Genomic DNA, 17235 nt, shown 5'->3' on the forward strand with positions numbered 1-17235 from the left:
ACTCCCATCATTTCAGACGAAATGCCCTGTCATTCAGCTCTCTTCAGGCAATCTGCCTGACTTCATCTCCGTATACTAGGGAAAACCAATGGAGTGTGCCATGCCCCAACCCACGCAAGCCCGCCGCCGGATTGACACTGATACCTACCACGATGAAGCCGCTCTCTTGCAACAACTGGTTGCCGAGGCCGGGCTGAGCCCAGAGGATCGCGCGCGCATTGCTGATCAGGCCACGGACCTGGTGCGTGCCATTCGCGAGGCGACTAATCCGGGGCTGATGGAGGTTTTCCTTGCCGAATATGGCCTGTCGACCGACGAAGGCATCGCATTGATGTGTCTGGCCGAGGCTTTGTTGCGGGTGCCCGACGCGGAGACCATTGATGCGCTGATCGAAGACAAGATCGCTCCGTCCGACTGGGGACGTCACCTTGGGGCGTCAACTTCCTCGTTGGTCAATGCCTCGACCTGGGCGCTGATGTTGACGGGCAAGGTATTGGAGGATCGCGAACCCGGATTGATCGGCACTCTGCGCGGGGCGGTCAAACGTCTGGGCGAACCGGTCATCCGCACGGCCGTTGGGCGGGCAATGAAGGAGATGGGGCGGCAGTTCGTATTGGGCGAAAGCATCACCTCGGCCATGGACCGCGCGGCCAACATGGAGAAAAAGGGCTACACCTATTCCTATGACATGCTCGGCGAAGCGGCCAAGACCGACGCTGACGCGATGCGGTATCACCTTGCCTATAGCCGCGCGATCACAGCGATTGCGGCGGCCTGCACCCACGAGGACATCCGCCAGAACCCCGGCATCTCGGTCAAGTTGTCGGCCTTGCACCCTCGTTACGAGGTCGCCCAGCGCGCACGGGTGATGGACGAGCTGGTGCCGCGTCTGCGCTCGCTGGCGTTGTTGGCGAAATCGGCCGGCATGGGGCTCAATATTGACGCGGAAGAGGCCGACCGTCTGTCGATTTCAATGGATGTGATCGAAGCGGTCCTTGGCGAACCCGCACTGGCGGGCTGGGACGGGTTCGGGATCGTGGTTCAGGCCTATGGTAAACGCGCGGGCGCCACACTGGATTATCTTTACGAACTGGCAGTGCGGCTGGACCGGCGCATCATGGTGCGACTGGTCAAGGGCGCCTATTGGGATACCGAGATCAAGCGCGCCCAGGTGATGGGGATCGATGGATTCCCGGTGTTTACCCAAAAAGCGGCCACCGATGTCAGCTATATCGCCAACGCCCGCAAGCTTTTGCGCATGACAGACCGCGTCTATCCGCAGTTTGCCACCCATAACGCGCATACGGTAGCGGCCATTCTGGACATGGCCGACGACAATTCTTCGTTTGAGTTCCAACGCCTGCACGGCATGGGCGAAGCATTGCATGATATCGTTCTGAAGGCGCAGGACACACGCTGCCGGATCTATGCACCGGTTGGAGCACACCGCGACCTCTTGGCATATCTTGTGCGGCGGTTGCTTGAAAACGGCGCCAACAGCTCCTTCGTGAACCAGATCGTCGATGAGGACGTGCCCGCGGAGGACGTCGCCCGCGATCCTTTTGAACAGCTTGACGACCCCGCCCCGACAATCGCGCGCGGACCTGCGCTTTTTGAACCCGAGCGTGTGAACTCAACCGGGTTCGATCTGTCCGACACACCGACGCTGGAAACGCTGGAAAACGCCCGCGCGCCGTTCCGGAGTGCTGTATGGCATGCTACGCCTCTCATTGCGGGAGATGCCAAGCCAGAAGCCGCCGACGCGGTCGACAATCCCTATCTGCCATCAGACTCGCCGGGCAGTGTTGCCACGGCAAGTGCGGCGGATATCGAGACTGCTCTGGCCGCGGCGACGCCCTGGAATGAAAGCCCGCAAGCACGCGGAGAGATCCTGAACCGCGCTGCGGACCTGTATGAGGTGCATTTTGGAGAACTTTTCGCCCTGCTTGCGCGCGAGGCGGGCAAGACGCCCTTCGACGCAGTGGCGGAGTTGCGCGAGGCGGTCGATTTCCTGCGCTACTACGGCGCCAATGCTCCCGAAACCCCACCCGCGGGCGTGTTCACTTGCATCAGCCCGTGGAACTTTCCGCTGGCCATCTTCTCTGGACAGGTGGCCGCCGCGCTGGCTGCCGGAAATGCTGTACTCGCCAAGCCTGCGGATCAGACCCCGCTCATCGCCTATCGCGCGGTCGAGCTGTTGCATGAAGCGGGTGTTGCGCGCACGGCGCTGCAGTTCCTGCCCGGTGCTGGCGCGACGGTTGGTGCCGCGCTGACCTCCGATCCGCGCGTGAACGGTGTTGCCTTCACCGGCTCGACAGCGACCGCGCAACGCATCCGCGCCACCATGGCCGACCATCTTGCCCCCGGCGCGCCGCTTATTGCCGAGACCGGCGGACTGAACGCGATGATCGTGGATTCGACCGCCTTGCCTGAACAGGCCGTTACCGCGATCATCGAAAGCGCGTTCCAATCCGCCGGCCAGCGCTGCTCGGCCCTGCGTTGCTTGTACGTGCAAGAAGACATTGCCGACGGGCTTTTGACCATGCTCAAGGGTGCCATGAAAGAGTTAACGCTTGGTGATCCCTGGGCGCTTTCCACCGATAGCGGCCCGGTGATCGACGACACCGCGCGTCGGGGCATCGCTGATCACATCGCGCAGGCGCAGGTTGAGGGGCGGGTTTTATTCCAGCTTCCGACGCCACAAACCGGCACGTTCATTGCCCCGACCCTGATCAAGGTTGGCGGGATTGCCGATCTTGAACGCGAGATTTTTGGTCCTGTCCTGCATGTCGCCACTTTCAAATCCGATGAGCTGGATCAGGTGATCGAGGCGATCAATGCCACGGGTTATGGGCTGACTTTCGGGTTGCAGACCCGGATCGACGATCGGGTACAGCATGTGTCTGACCGCATGCATGCGGGCAACATCTATGTGAACCGGAACCAGATCGGTGCCATCGTGGGGAGCCAGCCCTTTGGCGGTGAAGGGCTTTCCGGGACCGGTCCCAAGGCGGGTGGCCCGTTTTACCTGAGCCGTTTCGCCAGCGTGGAGCGGCGCAGGGTGAACGATGGTTGGGACGGGCCGATGCCAACAGACGTGCTGGTGCAAAAGATCGCGCTGGCCGATCCCGGCGCCCCCGAAACGACCACCACACTGCCCGGACCAACCGGAGAGTCGAACCGGCTGTCCACCTTTGCCCGCCCCCCGGTGTTGTGCCTTGGACCGGGACGCGAGGCGGCCGAGGCACAGGCCAGCGCCGTGCGCGCGCTTGGCGGACGCGCCGTCGCCGCCACGGGACCGGTGCAGCCGGGCACGCTTGAAACGCTGGTCGGCATCTCTTCGGTGATTTGGTGGGGAGAGGCGGATATGGCGCGGATCTATGATCGGGCGCTGGCACGGCGTGATGGCCCGATCGTGCCGCTGGTCACCGGCATGCCAGACATGGCGCGGGTGCGTGGCGAACGGCATGTTTGCGTTGATACAACGGCGGCAGGCGGGAACGCCGCGCTTCTGGGCGGGGCGGCTTGACGCCCCACCCGTTTGGCCTCAGGGTCAGCGCATGTTTCCAATTCGTGACCACAACCCGTCAGGGCGGACGCCCTATGTCGTCTACGCCCTGATGATCCTCAATATCGCGATCTTCCTGAGTTACTGGCACCTGATGGGGGATGACCTGCGTCTCGCACTTTTCTTCCAAAAATGGGCGCTGATCCCCGGTGAAGTGACGCATGGCTACAGCCTGCATACGCTGATCACCTCGATGTTCCTGCATGGCGGTTTCATGCATCTTGCGGGCAACATGCTGTTCCTGTGGATCTTTGGCGACAACTTGGAAGACGAGATGGGCCATGTCGGTTTCCTCGTCTTCTACCTGCTGTCGGGGCTGGCCGCGAGCGCCGGACAGATCGTCGCCGCCCCCTTTAGCAACATTCCCATGGTCGGTGCGTCGGGCGCAATTGCAGGGGTGATGGGCGGATACCTGTTGATGTTCCCAAAGGCGCGCGTCGACATCCTTTTCATCATCATCATCTTTTTCAAGATTTTCACGGTTCCGGCCTGGCTCATGCTGGGCCTCTGGTTCACCTTCCAGATCTTTGGCGGCGCGGCGGCTGACATGGCGGGCGGCGGCGTGGCTTATTGGGCGCATGCAGGTGGGTTCGTGGCCGGAGCGATTCTTGCGCTGCCACTGTGGCTGCGCCGGGGCGGACCGCGTTTCTGGGCGGTCAACGAGGGCAAGCCGCCGCATCCCGAAGCCAAGTACCGGCTCTCGCAAAGTTCCATTCCAATCGTCCGGAGACGCCGCTGATGAGCCATAAACTGACTTGCCATTGTGGCGCCGTGGAACTGCGGGTGACGCTGAGCGATGGGCTGGAAACTGCGCGTCGCTGTGATTGCTCCTTCTGTCGCCGTCGGGGGGCGGCAGCCGTGTCTGCGCCGCTGGATGGGATCGAGATTCTGAAAGGGGCGGAGAACCTGACGCTTTATCAGTTCAACACCGGAACCGCGAAACACTATTTTTGCAAGACCTGCGGGATTTACACCCACCACCAGCGCCGCTCGAATCCGAATGAATACGGGGTCAACCTCGGCGCGCTGGAAGGGATCAATCCGCGTGATCTCGGCGACATACCGTGGGTGGATGGCGTGAACCATCCCAGCGATCAGACCGACTGATCCAATCTTTCTTTTTCCAGAAATACCCCGGGGGCGTCACAAGCCCGGCTTGTGACGGGGGCAGCGCCCCCTGCCTGCTCAACCGTTGCGGATGACCTTGGCGAATTGCGAAAAGATCGGCTCGTTGGAACAGACCACTTCGCCGTCTTCCAGAATATCCCCTTCGGGGTCAATCGGTTCGACGAACCCGCCTGCTTCCTTGACGATGATCATGCCTGCGGCAAGGTCCCACGCGTTCAGCGAGCGTTCCCAGAACCCCTCGTAACGTCCGGCGGCCACATAGGCCATGTCGAGCGCAGCCGCACCCCAGCGGCGCACACCTGCGGTGGCGGGCAAAAGCCGCGCGAGGTCCTGAAGGGTTGCAGGCAGGTCGGCGCGGCCCCCAAAGGGCAGGCCCGTGGCAAAGACCGACTCGATCATGCGCGAGCGGCCCGAAACCCGGAGGCGCTGGCTGTCGTTGAGCCACGCGCCCTCACCCTTTTCGGCATAGAACATCTCGTCCTTGGCCGCGTCAAAGATCACGCCCGCAACCACTTTGCCCTTGTGCTCGAGTGCGATGGAGATCGCCCAGTGCGGCAGGCCGTGCAGGAAGTTGGTGGTGCCATCCAGCGGGTCCACGATCCAGCGGCGTGTCGGGTCCTTGCCCTCGATCTCACCGCCTTCTTCGGCCAGCCAGCCATAGGTCGGGCGCGCGCCAAGAAGCTCTTCCTTGAGGATTTCCTCGGCCCGCAGATCTGCCTTGCTGACGAAGTCACCTGCGCCCTTCATCGACACCTGAAGGTTCTCGACCTCGCGGAAGTCCTTAACCAGCGACCGGCCTGCTTTGCGGGCGGCCTTCATCATGATGTTGAGATTTGCGCTGCCTGGCATGGCTGGGGCTCCTTTTGGCTCAGAGCGCGCGTATACGCCGCAATTCCCCTTTTGCCAAGGGCCTTAGCCCGCTTGCCGTGTGCGTCCGGAACGCCACGTCACATGCCCGTGCGTCAAGCATGCCCGGGCTTGCCAAGTGCCGCCGGGAAACCCACCCTTGCTTGCAGCAGATAAAGGAGAGACGCCATGACAGACCAGATGCAGCGCATTGTGCTGGCCAGCCGCCCGGACGGCGAGCCAAAAGACGAGAATTTCCGACTGGAATCCGTGGACCTGCCAACTCCGGCGGAGGGTGAAATACTTATCCGCAATCACTATTTTTCACTGGATCCCTACATGCGCGGACGCATGGACGATGCCAAATCCTATGCCGCACCCGTGCCGATTGACGGGATGATGGAAGCGGGCTCGGTGGGCGAAGTGATTGTTTCCAACCACCCGTCGTTCCAGCCCGGCGAGTTCGTGTTTGCCATGACCGGCTGGGCCACGCACGGCATCGCCAAGGGTGCGGAGACCCGCAAGCTTGACCCTACGCTGGCCCCGATCACTACCGCGCTTGGGGTGCTGGGCATGCCGGGCTTTACCGGCTGGTATGGTCTGACCGAGCTGGGCAAGCCCAAGGAAGGTGAGACGCTGGTCGTCGCCGCCGCAACCGGCCCGGTCGGCTCGATGGTGGGCCAGGTGGCCAAGATGCGCGGGCTGAACGTGGTCGGCATCGCCGGTGGTGCGGACAAATGTCAAATGGCGACAGAGGTTTATGGGTTTGACGCCTGTGTCGACCACCGCGCTTATGACAGCGCCAAGGAGTTGCGCGCCGCACTCAAGGAACACTGCCCCAACGGGGTGGACATCTATTTTGAGAATGTCGGCGGCAAGGTGCTGGATGCGGTGCTGCCAATGATGAACCCGTTCGGACGCATTCCCCTTTGCGGCATGATCGCATGGTACAATGCAGGCGCGCTTGGCGGCGATGCCTCGATGGAAGCACTCACCGGGCCGCGCTTGTGGCGCACGATCCTTGTGAATTTCCTGTCGGTCAACGGTTTCATCATCTCGAACCACTTTGATCGCTACCCCGATTTCCTTCGGGAAGTGGGCCCGGCTCTGGCCACCGGCCAGATCAAGTTCGTCGAGGATGTTGCAGAAGGGTTGGAGAACGCCCCGGCCGCGTTCCGCTCCATGCTCAAGGGCGGCAACAAGGGCAAACAGATCGTCAAGGTGATCTGATTAACGAGACCTTGCTGCGGCGCGCCGGAGAATTTCCGGCACGCCGCGTGCGAATCGGCTGATCGACCTTGGTTAACAGGCAAAACCGGCTTCGGTTTTGCATCGGTATCACGTCGGTATTGCGTCGGTATGCGTACCCAAAATCGTGCGATGAACGTATCGGGCCACGCGGTGTTCCGGCGTTAACCTTTTTCTGTTCGCTTCAATGCAACAGAAGCTGCGCCTCCCGCCCTCGCAGGCTGGTGCGGGCGTCCTGGCCATAGGCGGTCAGGCCGATCTCCCGCAACTCGGGGAACAGCGTATAGATCTCGTCGCGACAAGCTTCGCCCATTGCCGTCAGGCCCTGTTCACCGGGCATGAAGCTTTCGCTGGGGATACCCTCGGCATAGACGATTTCATGGCGGTCGAACATGATGTGCACATAGGTCACCTCCCCACCTTCGATCTGGCGCACCGATCTGTCGTTCACGAGGCTCATGGCCGGGACCAGAACTTCGCGTTCGCCGAAATGCATCTGGACGCGCCAGCCTGCGACCAGCATCCGGTGCAGGGGGGAGACACGCAATGGCCGATCATTCCCAAGCGCGCCGGGTTCGAAATGGATCGGGGCAAGTTTGCCCTGCGCGGGCACGGTGCGCTGACCGGTCCAGCGCAGTGGCTGAAACCCGTTATCCATGGTCAGGATCATGTCGCCCGGCAGAAGCTCTTCCACCGGGCGTTCGCCCTGCTGGGTGATGATCATGGTACCGGCGGTGAAACAGACGGCATAATCCCATTCCTGGCGACTGGACGTCAGCCCGCTCCAGGTATTGCCGATCAAGCTGTCCAGTGTCAGCGAGCGAATTGGCGCGGCTTCGAGCGCGGCCTGATCCGCATTGGCAGAGAATTCCGGCGCAAGGTAGGCGTTGCCATCGGTATCCTGAAACATCACCGCAGAAATCGTGGCAGTGGTGCCGTCGACATAGGTGATCGTGGCCGAATAGACCGACGTGCCGTCAAAGGTCTGGGGGGCGCCACCGTCGACCGTGAACTGGTCGGCGGGACTGTTGTCCATATCGTAGAAAGTGCCGGGATCGCCGCTGGCGGAGATTTCGACAAAATCATTGACGAGCGCGTCGCCAGCCGACCCGAATGTCAGGCCAACCAGCGCGCTGGCGTTCTCGGCGGTGTTGTTGCCTTCGGACGTGTCCATATCGGCAAGCGCGCCCAAGGAAATGGCGTTGAAGGTTGTTGGCATGTGTTTTCAAGGACCCGAAAGTCCTCCCCCGAATGTGCTTTTGTGCAGACAAGGAGGAACATGGCGGCCAACCGGGGCTTGCGTCAGGGGGAGAATGCCGAAAGATTCGTCACGGCACTGCAAGTTTCATTCAAAGAACATGAAGACGCGTCTAACGAAAGAGCGCCGCATAGCGTGGCGCAAAGAAGCGGACAAATGTCTTGACCTCGGGGCGGCGCCAGGCGTCCGGCGCCACAAGAATATCATGAGATGCGGTCAGTTCTTCCGGCGGATCGAAACAGCGGATCAGGGTCCCGGCCTCTACCTCGGGGGCGACCAGCCTTACATTCATGAGCCCCAGCCCCTGCCCCGCGCGCACGGCGGTATCCTTGACCGCGACTTCGGAATAGGAGCGGGAGGCGCGGTTGCCGGGAAGGTGGCGACAAATCCAATCATGTAACACCGGGGCGGTATCGTCGCGTTTCCATGACAGCACGGTATGGCCCGCCATCTCTTCGGGGCTGCGCGGCAGTCCGTATTTTTCTGCATAGGCCGGGGCGCCGAAGAGCGTGAATTGTGGATTGCTGACATGCCGACAGATCAGCGATGGGTCATGTTCCGACCAGGTTACACGCAGCGCAATATCCGCCTCGTTGGCCGTAAGATCGAGCAGATTCAAAACGGCGAGGAATTCGAACTGAACGTCCGGGTACAGTCCTGAAAACTCGCTCAGAATCCGGGCCGCTGCCCCTTCGAGATTGGCAACGAAACCGGTTACTCGAATGGGGCGCGGACCCGCGATTGCCTGCGCCTGGTCGGAAAAGGCGGCTATCGTGTTGGCGACGGCCTCGGCTGCAGGCAGCAGGGACTGCCCCTCGGGCGTCAGCCGAAACCCGCGCGTGTCCCTTTCAAACAGCGTCAGGCCCAAGGCGTGTTCAAGCGCATCAATGCGCCTGGCCACCGTTGGTTGCGCCATGCCTAGATCACGCGACGCAGCAAGGGTAGACCCCGCGCGAGCCACGGAAAGGAAGACGCGCAGATCGGACCAGTTGCGAAAACGGTTATTCATTTTTGTAGAACAGCACAACTCTGCAGCGGATACCAAGCGAAATCGGCGCGGCGTAGCCTGATCAAGAGAGTTCCAAAGGAGAGTTCACCATGTTTGAGGTCACTGCCCCCCGCCCGTTTTTCCGCTTCGGCATCCTGTCTTTTTTTGAGCGTCGCCGCACGGGACGCCGCAATCCCGACAGTCCCGAGGACAATCGCGCACGTCGGGCTTTCATCCGTGAAATGATGGCCCGCAACCCGGATGCGTTTTCCAGCGATCTGGATGTGCAGGCGATGATGGGAGCATATCCGGGGCAATACTGATCGGGTGTCGTTGCTGCCCTGCGGTCTGGTTAACCTGATCCAAAGCGGGCGCTTTTGCCCCCACTCGGGATCGCTTGCATGGATCAAATCATCAGACGCGCGCGGTGCAGATGCGGCAAGGTTGTCTGCGAGGCGGCGGGCCCGCCGATCCTGACGGCGATGTGTTACTGCGGCGATTGTCAGGCTGGGGGGCGCATGATCGAAGCGCGCAACGGCGCGGGCCCGGTGTTGGAGGCCGATGGCGGTGCGTCGTACCTGGCCTATCGCGATGACCGGTTTCGCTGTGTCGCAGGCGCGGAGCTTTTGCAGGGGATCAAGCTGCGCGACAAGGCCCCGACCCAACGGTTCGTGGCTACCTGCTGCAATTCGGCAATGTACCTGAAGTTCAAGCCCGGCCATTGGGTGTCGACCTATCGCAACCGGTTTGAGGAGGGCGCCCTGCCTCCGGTTGAAATGCGCACCAACATTCGCAAGCGGCAGTCGGATTTGCCCCTGCCGCAGGATGCCCCGGCCTATCGCCGGTTTCCCATGCGTCTTTTCGGACGGCTGATCAAGGCGCGGCTCGACATGGCCTTGGGGCGCTAGGGCCTCAAACCTCCTGAAGCCGCCGCGCCTCTTCTCCCGCCAGACGGATGAGATCACGCATATAGGGTTTTTCCAGATCGTCGTTGCGTGTGGCGGCAAACAATTGCCGTGTGATGCCAGTTTCGGTCAGGGGACGAGTGACGTAATCCGAGGAGTACTTGACCTCGCGCACCACCCAATCCGGCAACACCGAGACCCCCCGGTTGGACGCCACCAGCAATAGGATCACCGCCGTCAGCTCTGCCTGCCGGATCGCCGCCGGTTCCACCTTGGCCGGGGTCAGAAGCTGCGAAAAGATATCGAGCCGCGCCCGCTCCACCGGATAGGTGATCAGGGTTTCCCCCCGGAAATCCTCGGCCTCGATCCAGGTTTTTTGAGCCAAGGGATGCTGGGCCGCCGCCACGAAGACGGGGTTGTAATCGAAGAGATGAGAGAAAGAGACGCCTGGCAGATCCTCGGGGTCCGAGGATACCACGAGATCGACCTCTTCCTTTTGCAGCGCAGGCATCGCGTCAAAGGCAAGTCCGGGGCGGATGTCGACATCCACGTCAGGCCAGGATTTGCGGAATTTCTCAAGCACCGGGAACAGCCATTCGAAACAGGCATGGCATTCGATCGCGATATGAAGCCGCCCCGAGCTGCCATCGCGCAGCCCGTTGAATTCGGCCTCGAGCGCCTCGACCTCGGGCAGGATCTTGTTGGCCAGCCGCAAGAGCCGCAACCCCGCCGCCGAGAGCTTCATCGGCTTGGAGCGGCGCACGAAAAGCTCCACCCCGGCCTGCTCTTCCAGCCCCTTGATCTGATGGCTGAGGGCCGACTGGGTGATGTTGAGTTGTTCGGCCGCCCGCGCCAGCCCGCCACATTCATGAATGGCGCGCACCGTGCGAAGGTGCCGGAATTCGATATGCATCTTCATATGAGACTCATGACGTTCTTGAGGATTATGAGTTTGCTCACATTTGCCATTTGTGAGACATGAGGGCAACAACAAGTTTTGGACCTGATAAAATGACCGCACCTCATATTTCCTTTGAATTCTTCCCGCCGCAGAATCTGGAAGCGTCGTTCCGCCTGTGGGATACGGTTCAGGCCCTCGCGCCGCTTGACCCACGCTTTGTTTCGGTGACCTATGGCGCCGGTGGTACGACCCGCGACCTGACGCGCGATGCGGTGGCCACCTTGCACAAATCCAGCGGGTTGAACGTGGCGGCGCACCTGACCTGCGTCAACGCCACGCGGGAAGAGACGCTGAAAATCGCGGATGATTTTGCGGCCGCTGGTGTATCCGAGATCGTCGCCCTGCGCGGCGACCCGCCCAAGGGCAGCGCCGGGTTCGAACCCCATCCCGAAGGGTTTGCCAACTCGGTCGACCTGATCGCGGCGCTGGCCGATACGGGCAGGTTCACCATCCGCGTGGGCGCCTATCCCGAAAAGCATCCCGAAGCAGCGGATCAAAAGGCCGATATCGACTGGCTCAAGCGCAAGATCGACGCGGGCGCCAGCGAGGCCCTGACCCAGTTCTTCTTCGAAGCCGAAACCTTCCTGCGGTTCCGGGATGCCTGTGCCAAGGCCGGGATCGACGCGCCGATCGTACCGGGCATCCTGCCGATCGAGAACTGGAAAGGTGCGCGCAACTTTGCCCGCCGCTGCGGCACCGATGTGCCGGCGTGGCTGGACGACGCTTTTGAAAAGGCCGTGCGCGACGGGCGCGAGGACCTGCTGGCCACGGCGATCTGCACCGAGCTTTGCTCCGACTTGCTTGACGAAGGGGTCGAAGCGCTGCATTTCTACACGCTGAACCGCCCCGAGTTGACGCGCGACGTATGCCATGCCTTGGGCGTGGTGCCCCAGGTACGACTGGAAAACGTTGCGTAACGGAACGCGCCTATCGCAACCCCAAGGCTTGCGGACAGGCGCAATTTGCGGCCTCCTGAAAGGGAGGAGTTCAGGAGGCCGCGCCCATGCCCGACACATTTCATCACTATGCCAAAAGCCCCGAAGAGCTGGCTGATATCGACACGATCCTGTCGCGCTCTGGGCTCGAGTTCATGCAGGACATCATCGAAGGGCGCCTGCCCGGCCCGCCCATCGGCCAGACGCTGGGCTTTCGTCCTGTTCACGCCGAAGAAGGCAAGGTGATCTTCGAAGGCACGCCCGAGTTCAGGGTCATGAACCCGATCGGCACCGTGCATGGCGGCTGGTATGGCACCATTCTCGACAGCTGCATGGCTTGCGCCGTGCAAACCATGCTGAAAAAGGGCCAGATCTACACAACCCTCGAATACAAGATCAACATCATCCGCCCGATCCCGATCGGCACACGGGTGCTGGCCATCGGCACGGTGCATCATGCAGGCCGTTCCACCGGAATAGCTGACGGCGAAATCAAGGGCCTCGACGATGGCAAGCTTTACGCCACCGGCTCCACCACCTGCATCGTCATGGATGGCCCGCGCCGCCAGCCCTGATCTTTCTTTTTCCAGAAATACCCCGGGGGTGAAGTTTGAAAATCCCTGATTTTCAAACGAGGGGGCTGGCCCCCTCCCCGGTTGCGTTTGCCGCGGCCTTGTCCCAAAGTCGCGCGACCTGCGCATGAAAGGGCTGGCGCGATGTTTCTCTGCTGCGGCGAAGCCGTGATCGACATGATCCCCGAAACCGCGCGCGATGGGGCGCCCGTGTTCCGCCCGGTGCCCGGAGGGGCGGCGCTCAACACTGCAATTGCACTGGCGCGGCTGGATCAGCCGGTCGGCTTTTTTGGCGGTCTTTCAGATGATGTTTTTGGCCGCACCCTGCGCGATGCGATGGCGGGGGAAGGGATCGACCTTGGGCGCGCACCGATCCTCGACTCCCCGACAACACTCGCCTTCATCCATCGCACCGAGACCAGCCAGAGCTTCAGTTTCTACGATCAGGACAGCGCCACCCGAAGCCTTAGCCCGCTGCATCTTCCGCCGCTTGACGGCATCTCGACACTGGTATTCGGCGGGTTCTGTCTGATCCATCGCCCCGCTGCGGGGGCGTTCGAGGCGTTGATGCAGATGGCAGGCGCAGAGCGGGTGATCCTGCTCGACCCCAATATCCGCCCCGCGCTGATTGCAGAACAGGACGCAGATTACCGCAAACGCCTCGACCGGATGATGGCCATGGCGGACGTGATCAAGCTTTCGGACGAGGATATCGACTGGCTGCGGCCCGACCCGCCGGAACAGCTTCTGACCGGACGCGCCTCGGTGGTAATCCACACCCACGGCTCGGATGGTGTCACGCTGTTTACCCGCCACGGTGCCCAGCATGTCCCTGCACCAGCGGCAAAAGTCAGCGACACCGTCGGCGCGGGTGACACGTTCAATGCCGGGTTCCTGACCGGGCTTGCCCAAGCCGATCTTGCGACCCCCGCCGATCTTGCGCGGGCCGACCTGACCACGCTCAGGGGCGCGGCGGAGAAGGGTGTGCGGGCCGCAACTCTCTCTGTCACGCGCCCCGGCGCCAATCCCCCAACCTTGAAGGAGCTGTCATGCGCGCCTTGATCCAACGTGTTTCAGAAGCCTCGGTCACAGTCGACGGCGCCGTCATCGGCGAAATCGGTCCCGGCCTTCTTGTGCTGGTCTGTGCCATGCAGGGCGATAGCGAGACGCAGGCTGACAAGCTGGCCGCAAAGGTCGCCAAGCTGCGCATTTTCACTGACGAGAACGGCAAGATGAACCGGTCGGTTCTGGACAGTGGTGGCGCCGCGCTGGTGGTATCGCAGTTCACCTTGGCCGCCGATACCCGGAGCGGCAACCGCCCCGGCTTTTCTACCGCCGCCGCCCCTGCCGAGGGCGAACGGCTTTACGAGTATTTTGCGACCCAGCTGGCAGCCCAAGGCGTGCCCATCGCCAAGGGGCTATTTGGCGGCGATATGAAGGTGCGCCTCTTGAATGACGGTCCGGTCACGATCTGGATGGAGGTCTGATCCTAGCTCTTTTTGACGAATTTCGTCAGGATCACGATGCGCTGCCCCTCGACCCGGCCTTCGATATGTTCGGCATTGTCCGGCACGAGAGAAATGTTGCGCACTGCCGTGCCGCGCTTGGCAGTGAACCCGGCGCCTTTCACCGGCAGGTCCTTGATCAGAACCACGCTGTCCCCGGCAGAGAGAAGCGCGCCGTTGCTGTCGCGGTGCTCAAGCGCGTCGGGATCAGGCAAACCCGACTCGGCCCAGTCCATCACATCCGGTTCCAGATAGGCGATATCAAGCAGATCCCGCGCCCAGACTGCCTCGCTCAGGCCCTTGAGCAGGCGCCACGCCACAACCTGCACCGCAGCCTCCTGACTCCAGATTGCGTCATGCAGGCATTGCCAGTGCGGCGCGTCGACGGGGCCGTTTTCCACGCCGTCCTGACAGGTGGCGCAGAGCGCGATCTGGTCGTCACGCGGGGTAACCTGCACAAGCGCAACCGCGTCGGTCGCGGCACATAGGGCACATTGGTCGGACATGGGCAGGCTCCTTGGATTGGCTGGCCATTGCATGACCGGGTTCGATCCGCTTGTCCATCCCGAACCGGGGCTGGTCAGTGCCGCGGGGCTGGGGCATTCTGCCACCCAAATGGGGGCGTTCATGGACCGTGCGGAAATTCTGAAAGACATCTGGCAGGCGGGCGTTGATGCGGTGCGCGGGGATCGCGCGGTCACGACCGCGCTGGCACACGAACAGGTGGCCCGGCCCGACCGCATCCTTGCCGTGGGCAAGGCGGCGGCCAGCATGGCGCAGGCAGCGCGTGATTTCTTTGGCGTCGATATCCCGACGCTGGTCGTGACCAAATATGGCCACGCCGAGGGGCTTGATCCCCGTATTGACGTGATCGAGGCCGCCCATCCGGTTCCAGACGAGAACTCGCTGCGCGGCGGCAGGGCACTGTTTGGCGCGGTACGCGACTTGGGGGCAGACACGCATCTCTTGATGCTTGTCTCAGGTGGCGCCTCCGCGCTGGCCGAGCTGCCTGCCGCCGGTCTTTCCCTGCACGCGCTACAGGCCGAGAACAGCCGCCTTCTCGCAGAGGGGCTGGATATCCACGCCATGAACGCACGGCGGCAGAACATGTCCGACATCAAGGCGGGCAAGCTCCTGGCCAGGTTCCGGGGCGCGCTGGTGACAACGCTGGCGATCTCGGATGTCGAAGGCGACGCGCTTTCCGTGATCGGCTCCGGCATCGGGGACGTGCCGGACGCGGTGCGCTTTTCTTTTGATCCGTTCATCGTAGCATCCAACGCCATCGCCCGCGACGCCTGTGCCGCACGCGCCAAGGCTCTTGGCATTCCGGTGCTGGACAACGCGGAAACACTTTATGACGACGTTTTCACGCTCGCCTCCCGGCTTGGCCCGGTATTTTGCCAGAGCGCAACGGGCTTGCACATCCTGGGCGGGGAACCCACCGTCACCCTGCCCCCCGATCCCGGCGAGGGCGGGCGCAATCAGGCGCTGGCGCTTGCGCTGGCCGAGAAGATCGCCGGGCAGGAACGGCTCAGCGTTCTGGTGGCGGGCACGGATGGCACCGACGGGCCAACGACGGCTGCGGGCGGGCTCGTGGATGGGACGACATGGGGGGACGGCGCGCGTGCCGCGCTACGCGCCGCAGACAGCGGGCGTTTCCTGCGCAACCGGGGGGCGCTGTTCACTTCCGGCCCAACGGGCACGAATGTGATGGACCTCGCGCTGGCGCTCAAAACCTAGCTTTCACCGGCGGCGATCAGCGTGGCCGCCACTGCACGTTTCCACGCCGCATAGCGCGCATCGCGCCAGTCATCGTCCCGCTTGGGCGTGAATCGGCGTTCCATCGCCCATGTCCCGGCAAACCCGTCCATATCCGGATAGACCCCAACCCGCATGCCCGCCAGCCACGCCACGCCCCGGGCCGTGCTTTCAAGCACTTCGGGGCGATCCACCGGCGCACCAAGAATGTCGCTGAGAAACTGCATGGCCCAGTCGCTGGCCGTCATGCCGCCATCCACTCGCAATACGGTGTCACCGTGAAATGCGAAATCCGCATGCATCGCTTCCAGCAGGTCGCGGGTCTGGAACCCGACACTCTCAAGTGCGGCACGCGCGAATTCAGCCGGACCTGAATTGCGCGTGAGGCCAAAAGCCGCCCCGCGCGCCTCGGGCGCCCAGTAGGGCGCGCCCAGCCCGGTAAAGGCGGGCACAAGGATCATCTCCTGTCCAGGATCGGCCGCCTCGGCCAAAGCATGGGTTTCATGGGCATGCTCGATCAGCTTCACCCCGTCCCGCAGCCACTGCACCACGGCCCCGGCGATGAAAATCGCCCCCTCCAGCGCATAGGTCGGCCTGCCGTCAAGCTGGTAGGCAATGGTGGTCAGCAGGCGGTTGGTCGAGGCAACCGGACTGTCCCCGGTATTCAGGAGCGCAAAACAGCCCGTGCCATAGGTCGATTTCAGCATCCCGGGTTGGAAGCAGGCCTGCCCGATGGTGGCGGCCTGCTGGTCCCCGGCCACGCCCCGGATCGGGATCGGCGCCCCAAAAATCTCCGGGTCGGTCTCGCCGTAATCATCCGCACAGTCGCGCACGTCCGGCAACATCTGTATTGGTACGTCCAACAAGGCACACATCTCGGCGGACCAATCCCCGGCCTGGATATCATACAGAAGGGTCCGCGCCGCATTGGTGGCATCCGTCGCATGCACACGCCCGCCGGTGAGACGCCAGATCAGGTAGCAATCCACCGTGCCAAACAGCAGTTCCCCGGCCTCGGCCCGCGCGCGCGCGCCCGCCACGTTGTCCAGTATCCACGCCACCTTGGTGCCGGAAAAATACGGGTCCAGAAGCAGACCGGTGATGTCGCGCACCCGCCCCTCTTGGCCCGCCGCCTTCAGATCCCGGCACATCGCCGCGGTGCGCCGATCCTGCCAGACAATTGCATGATGCACCGTCTCCCCCGTCGCCCGATCCCAGACTAGCGTGGTCTCGCGCTGGTTGGTGATGCCGATCGCGGCAATCTCCGCGACGTCAATGCCCGTACTGGCCATCACCTCGCGGCAGGTTTCGACGGTTGTGCGCCACAGGTCCGCCGGATCATGTTCGACCCAGCCCGATTGCGGAAAATGCTGGGCGAATTCCTCCTGCGCCGACGCCACCGGTCGCATCGCTCCGTCAAACAGGATCGCCCGGCTCGAAGTGGTGCCCTGATCTATTGCCAGCACATGTCCCATGCGCCCCTCCTCCAATACTCGGATTCAGACTAGGCCCCCCACAAGGCCCCATCAATGTGAAAAGGGCGCAGCCACCGCCGCGCCCCTG

General features: G+C 62.6%; 17 protein-coding genes. 11 read left to right on the forward strand and 6 right to left on the reverse strand.

Annotated elements, in window-relative coordinates:
- Positions 1-100 precede the first annotated feature (100 nt).
- The 3 genes from putA to BMZ35_RS09325 are packed head-to-tail and all read left to right on the forward strand — an operon-like array spanning position 101 to position 4675.
- Positions 101-3529 carry a bifunctional proline dehydrogenase/L-glutamate gamma-semialdehyde dehydrogenase PutA gene (gene putA / locus BMZ35_RS09315; RefSeq protein ID WP_093093359.1) on the forward strand — a complete coding sequence of 1143 codons (3429 nt, stop codon included), beginning with the start codon at positions 101-103 and terminating at the stop codon, positions 3527-3529.
- Positions 3530-3560: 31 nt separating this feature from the next.
- Positions 3561-4307, forward strand: a complete 747-nt coding sequence (locus BMZ35_RS09320; protein ID WP_093093249.1) for a rhomboid family intramembrane serine protease — start codon at positions 3561-3563, stop codon at positions 4305-4307.
- Positions 4307-4675: a GFA family protein gene (locus BMZ35_RS09325; RefSeq protein WP_093093251.1), complete on the forward strand. Its 369-nt coding sequence runs from the start codon at positions 4307-4309 to the stop codon at positions 4673-4675. Before BMZ35_RS09320 ends, BMZ35_RS09325 begins: the two co-directional genes overlap by 1 nt.
- Positions 4676-4753: 78 nt before the next feature.
- On the opposite strand, the gene BMZ35_RS09330 is transcribed toward BMZ35_RS09325, so the two are convergent.
- A complete protein-coding gene (locus tag BMZ35_RS09330) occupies positions 4754-5545 on the reverse strand; it encodes an inositol monophosphatase family protein (protein ID WP_093093252.1) in 792 nt (263 codons plus the stop codon).
- A 186-nt stretch (positions 5546-5731) separates the two neighbouring features.
- On the opposite strand from BMZ35_RS09330, the gene BMZ35_RS09335 reads away from it, so the two are divergent.
- Positions 5732-6772: an NADP-dependent oxidoreductase gene (locus BMZ35_RS09335; RefSeq protein ID WP_093093254.1), complete on the forward strand. Its 1041-nt coding sequence runs from the start codon at positions 5732-5734 to the stop codon at positions 6770-6772.
- 202 nt (positions 6773-6974) lie between these two features.
- Here the strand turns inward: BMZ35_RS09335 and BMZ35_RS09340 are convergent, their stop codons facing one another.
- Both BMZ35_RS09340 and BMZ35_RS09345 read right to left on the reverse strand, forming a co-directional pair.
- Positions 6975-8009 carry a Hint domain-containing protein gene (locus BMZ35_RS09340; protein ID WP_093093256.1) on the reverse strand — a complete coding sequence of 345 codons (1035 nt, stop codon included), beginning with the start codon at positions 8007-8009 and terminating at the stop codon, positions 6975-6977.
- 151 nt (positions 8010-8160) lie between these two features.
- Entirely contained in the window at positions 8161-9057 is an 897-nt protein-coding gene (locus BMZ35_RS09345) for a LysR family transcriptional regulator (RefSeq protein WP_093093258.1), read from the reverse strand.
- An 89-nt stretch (positions 9058-9146) separates the two neighbouring features.
- On the opposite strand from BMZ35_RS09345, the gene BMZ35_RS09350 reads away from it, so the two are divergent.
- Together BMZ35_RS09350 and BMZ35_RS09355 are read left to right on the forward strand one after the other, a co-directional pair.
- Complete coding sequence (locus BMZ35_RS09350) at positions 9147-9359, forward strand: hypothetical protein (RefSeq protein WP_093093260.1); 213 nt, start codon at positions 9147-9149, stop codon at positions 9357-9359.
- A gap of 78 nt (positions 9360-9437) precedes the next feature.
- The gene (locus BMZ35_RS09355; RefSeq protein WP_093093262.1) at positions 9438-9944 is read left to right on the forward strand and encodes a GFA family protein; all 507 of its coding nucleotides are present in this window, start codon (positions 9438-9440) and stop codon (positions 9942-9944) included.
- Positions 9945-9948: 4 nt separating this feature from the next.
- Here BMZ35_RS09355 and BMZ35_RS09360 read toward each other — a convergent pair whose 3' ends face one another.
- Positions 9949-10854 carry a LysR family transcriptional regulator gene (locus tag BMZ35_RS09360; protein ID WP_093093361.1) on the reverse strand — a complete coding sequence of 302 codons (906 nt, stop codon included), beginning with the start codon at positions 10852-10854 and terminating at the stop codon, positions 9949-9951.
- 98 nt (positions 10855-10952) lie between these two features.
- Between BMZ35_RS09360 and metF the strand changes: the two genes are divergently transcribed.
- The 4 genes from metF (at position 10953) to dtd (ending at position 13896) form a co-directional block, all read left to right on the forward strand.
- The gene (metF, locus tag BMZ35_RS09365; protein WP_093093264.1) at positions 10953-11819 is read left to right on the forward strand and encodes a methylenetetrahydrofolate reductase [NAD(P)H]; all 867 of its coding nucleotides are present in this window, start codon (positions 10953-10955) and stop codon (positions 11817-11819) included.
- Positions 11820-11905: 86 nt separating this feature from the next.
- Positions 11906-12412: a PaaI family thioesterase gene (locus BMZ35_RS09370; RefSeq protein ID WP_093093266.1), complete on the forward strand. Its 507-nt coding sequence runs from the start codon at positions 11906-11908 to the stop codon at positions 12410-12412.
- 141 nt (positions 12413-12553) lie between these two features.
- Positions 12554-13471, forward strand: a complete 918-nt coding sequence (locus BMZ35_RS09375) for a carbohydrate kinase family protein (RefSeq protein WP_093093268.1) — start codon at positions 12554-12556, stop codon at positions 13469-13471.
- Positions 13459-13896 carry a D-aminoacyl-tRNA deacylase gene (gene dtd / locus BMZ35_RS09380; protein ID WP_093093270.1) on the forward strand — a complete coding sequence of 146 codons (438 nt, stop codon included), beginning with the start codon at positions 13459-13461 and terminating at the stop codon, positions 13894-13896. The genes BMZ35_RS09375 and dtd overlap by 13 nt, the downstream gene beginning before the upstream one ends.
- Positions 13897-13898: 2 nt before the next feature.
- Here dtd and BMZ35_RS09385 read toward each other — a convergent pair whose 3' ends face one another.
- Positions 13899-14420 carry an alkylphosphonate utilization protein gene (locus tag BMZ35_RS09385; protein ID WP_093093272.1) on the reverse strand — a complete coding sequence of 174 codons (522 nt, stop codon included), beginning with the start codon at positions 14418-14420 and terminating at the stop codon, positions 13899-13901.
- 31 nt (positions 14421-14451) lie between these two features.
- On the opposite strand from BMZ35_RS09385, the gene BMZ35_RS09390 reads away from it, so the two are divergent.
- The gene (locus tag BMZ35_RS09390; protein WP_242654748.1) at positions 14452-15654 is read left to right on the forward strand and encodes a glycerate kinase type-2 family protein; all 1203 of its coding nucleotides are present in this window, start codon (positions 14452-14454) and stop codon (positions 15652-15654) included.
- Here BMZ35_RS09390 and glpK read toward each other — a convergent pair.
- Positions 15651-17147, reverse strand: coding sequence for a glycerol kinase GlpK (gene glpK, locus BMZ35_RS09395; RefSeq protein WP_093093274.1), 1497 nt, complete (start codon positions 17145-17147; stop codon positions 15651-15653). The genes BMZ35_RS09390 and glpK overlap by 4 nt on opposite strands.
- Positions 17148-17235: the final 88 nt, after the last annotated feature.

It is taken from the genome of Shimia aestuarii, assembly GCF_900114635.1.
In the GTDB taxonomy this organism is placed as follows: domain Bacteria; phylum Pseudomonadota; class Alphaproteobacteria; order Rhodobacterales; family Rhodobacteraceae; genus Shimia; species Shimia aestuarii.

Coding starts and splice junctions, on each gene's coding strand:
- putA (WP_093093359.1), top strand. CDS start 101: ATGCCCCAACCCACGCAAGCCCGCCGCCGGATTGACACTGATACCTAC.
- BMZ35_RS09320 (WP_093093249.1), top strand. CDS start 3,561: ATGTTTCCAATTCGTGACCACAACCCGTCAGGGCGGACGCCCTATGTC.
- BMZ35_RS09325 (WP_093093251.1), top strand. CDS start 4,307: ATGAGCCATAAACTGACTTGCCATTGTGGCGCCGTGGAACTGCGGGTG.
- BMZ35_RS09330 (WP_093093252.1), bottom strand. CDS start 5,545: ATGCCAGGCAGCGCAAATCTCAACATCATGATGAAGGCCGCCCGCAAA.
- BMZ35_RS09335 (WP_093093254.1), top strand. CDS start 5,732: ATGACAGACCAGATGCAGCGCATTGTGCTGGCCAGCCGCCCGGACGGC.
- BMZ35_RS09340 (WP_093093256.1), bottom strand. CDS start 8,009: ATGCCAACAACCTTCAACGCCATTTCCTTGGGCGCGCTTGCCGATATG.
- BMZ35_RS09345 (WP_093093258.1), bottom strand. CDS start 9,057: ATGAATAACCGTTTTCGCAACTGGTCCGATCTGCGCGTCTTCCTTTCC.
- BMZ35_RS09350 (WP_093093260.1), top strand. CDS start 9,147: ATGTTTGAGGTCACTGCCCCCCGCCCGTTTTTCCGCTTCGGCATCCTG.
- BMZ35_RS09355 (WP_093093262.1), top strand. CDS start 9,438: ATGGATCAAATCATCAGACGCGCGCGGTGCAGATGCGGCAAGGTTGTC.
- BMZ35_RS09360 (WP_093093361.1), bottom strand. CDS start 10,854: ATGCATATCGAATTCCGGCACCTTCGCACGGTGCGCGCCATTCATGAA.
- metF (WP_093093264.1), top strand. CDS start 10,953: ATGACCGCACCTCATATTTCCTTTGAATTCTTCCCGCCGCAGAATCTG.
- BMZ35_RS09370 (WP_093093266.1), top strand. CDS start 11,906: ATGCCCGACACATTTCATCACTATGCCAAAAGCCCCGAAGAGCTGGCT.
- BMZ35_RS09375 (WP_093093268.1), top strand. CDS start 12,554: ATGTTTCTCTGCTGCGGCGAAGCCGTGATCGACATGATCCCCGAAACC.
- dtd (WP_093093270.1), top strand. CDS start 13,459: ATGCGCGCCTTGATCCAACGTGTTTCAGAAGCCTCGGTCACAGTCGAC.
- BMZ35_RS09385 (WP_093093272.1), bottom strand. CDS start 14,420: ATGTCCGACCAATGTGCCCTATGTGCCGCGACCGACGCGGTTGCGCTT.
- BMZ35_RS09390 (WP_242654748.1), top strand. CDS start 14,452: ATGACCGGGTTCGATCCGCTTGTCCATCCCGAACCGGGGCTGGTCAGT.
- glpK (WP_093093274.1), bottom strand. CDS start 17,147: ATGGGACATGTGCTGGCAATAGATCAGGGCACCACTTCGAGCCGGGCG.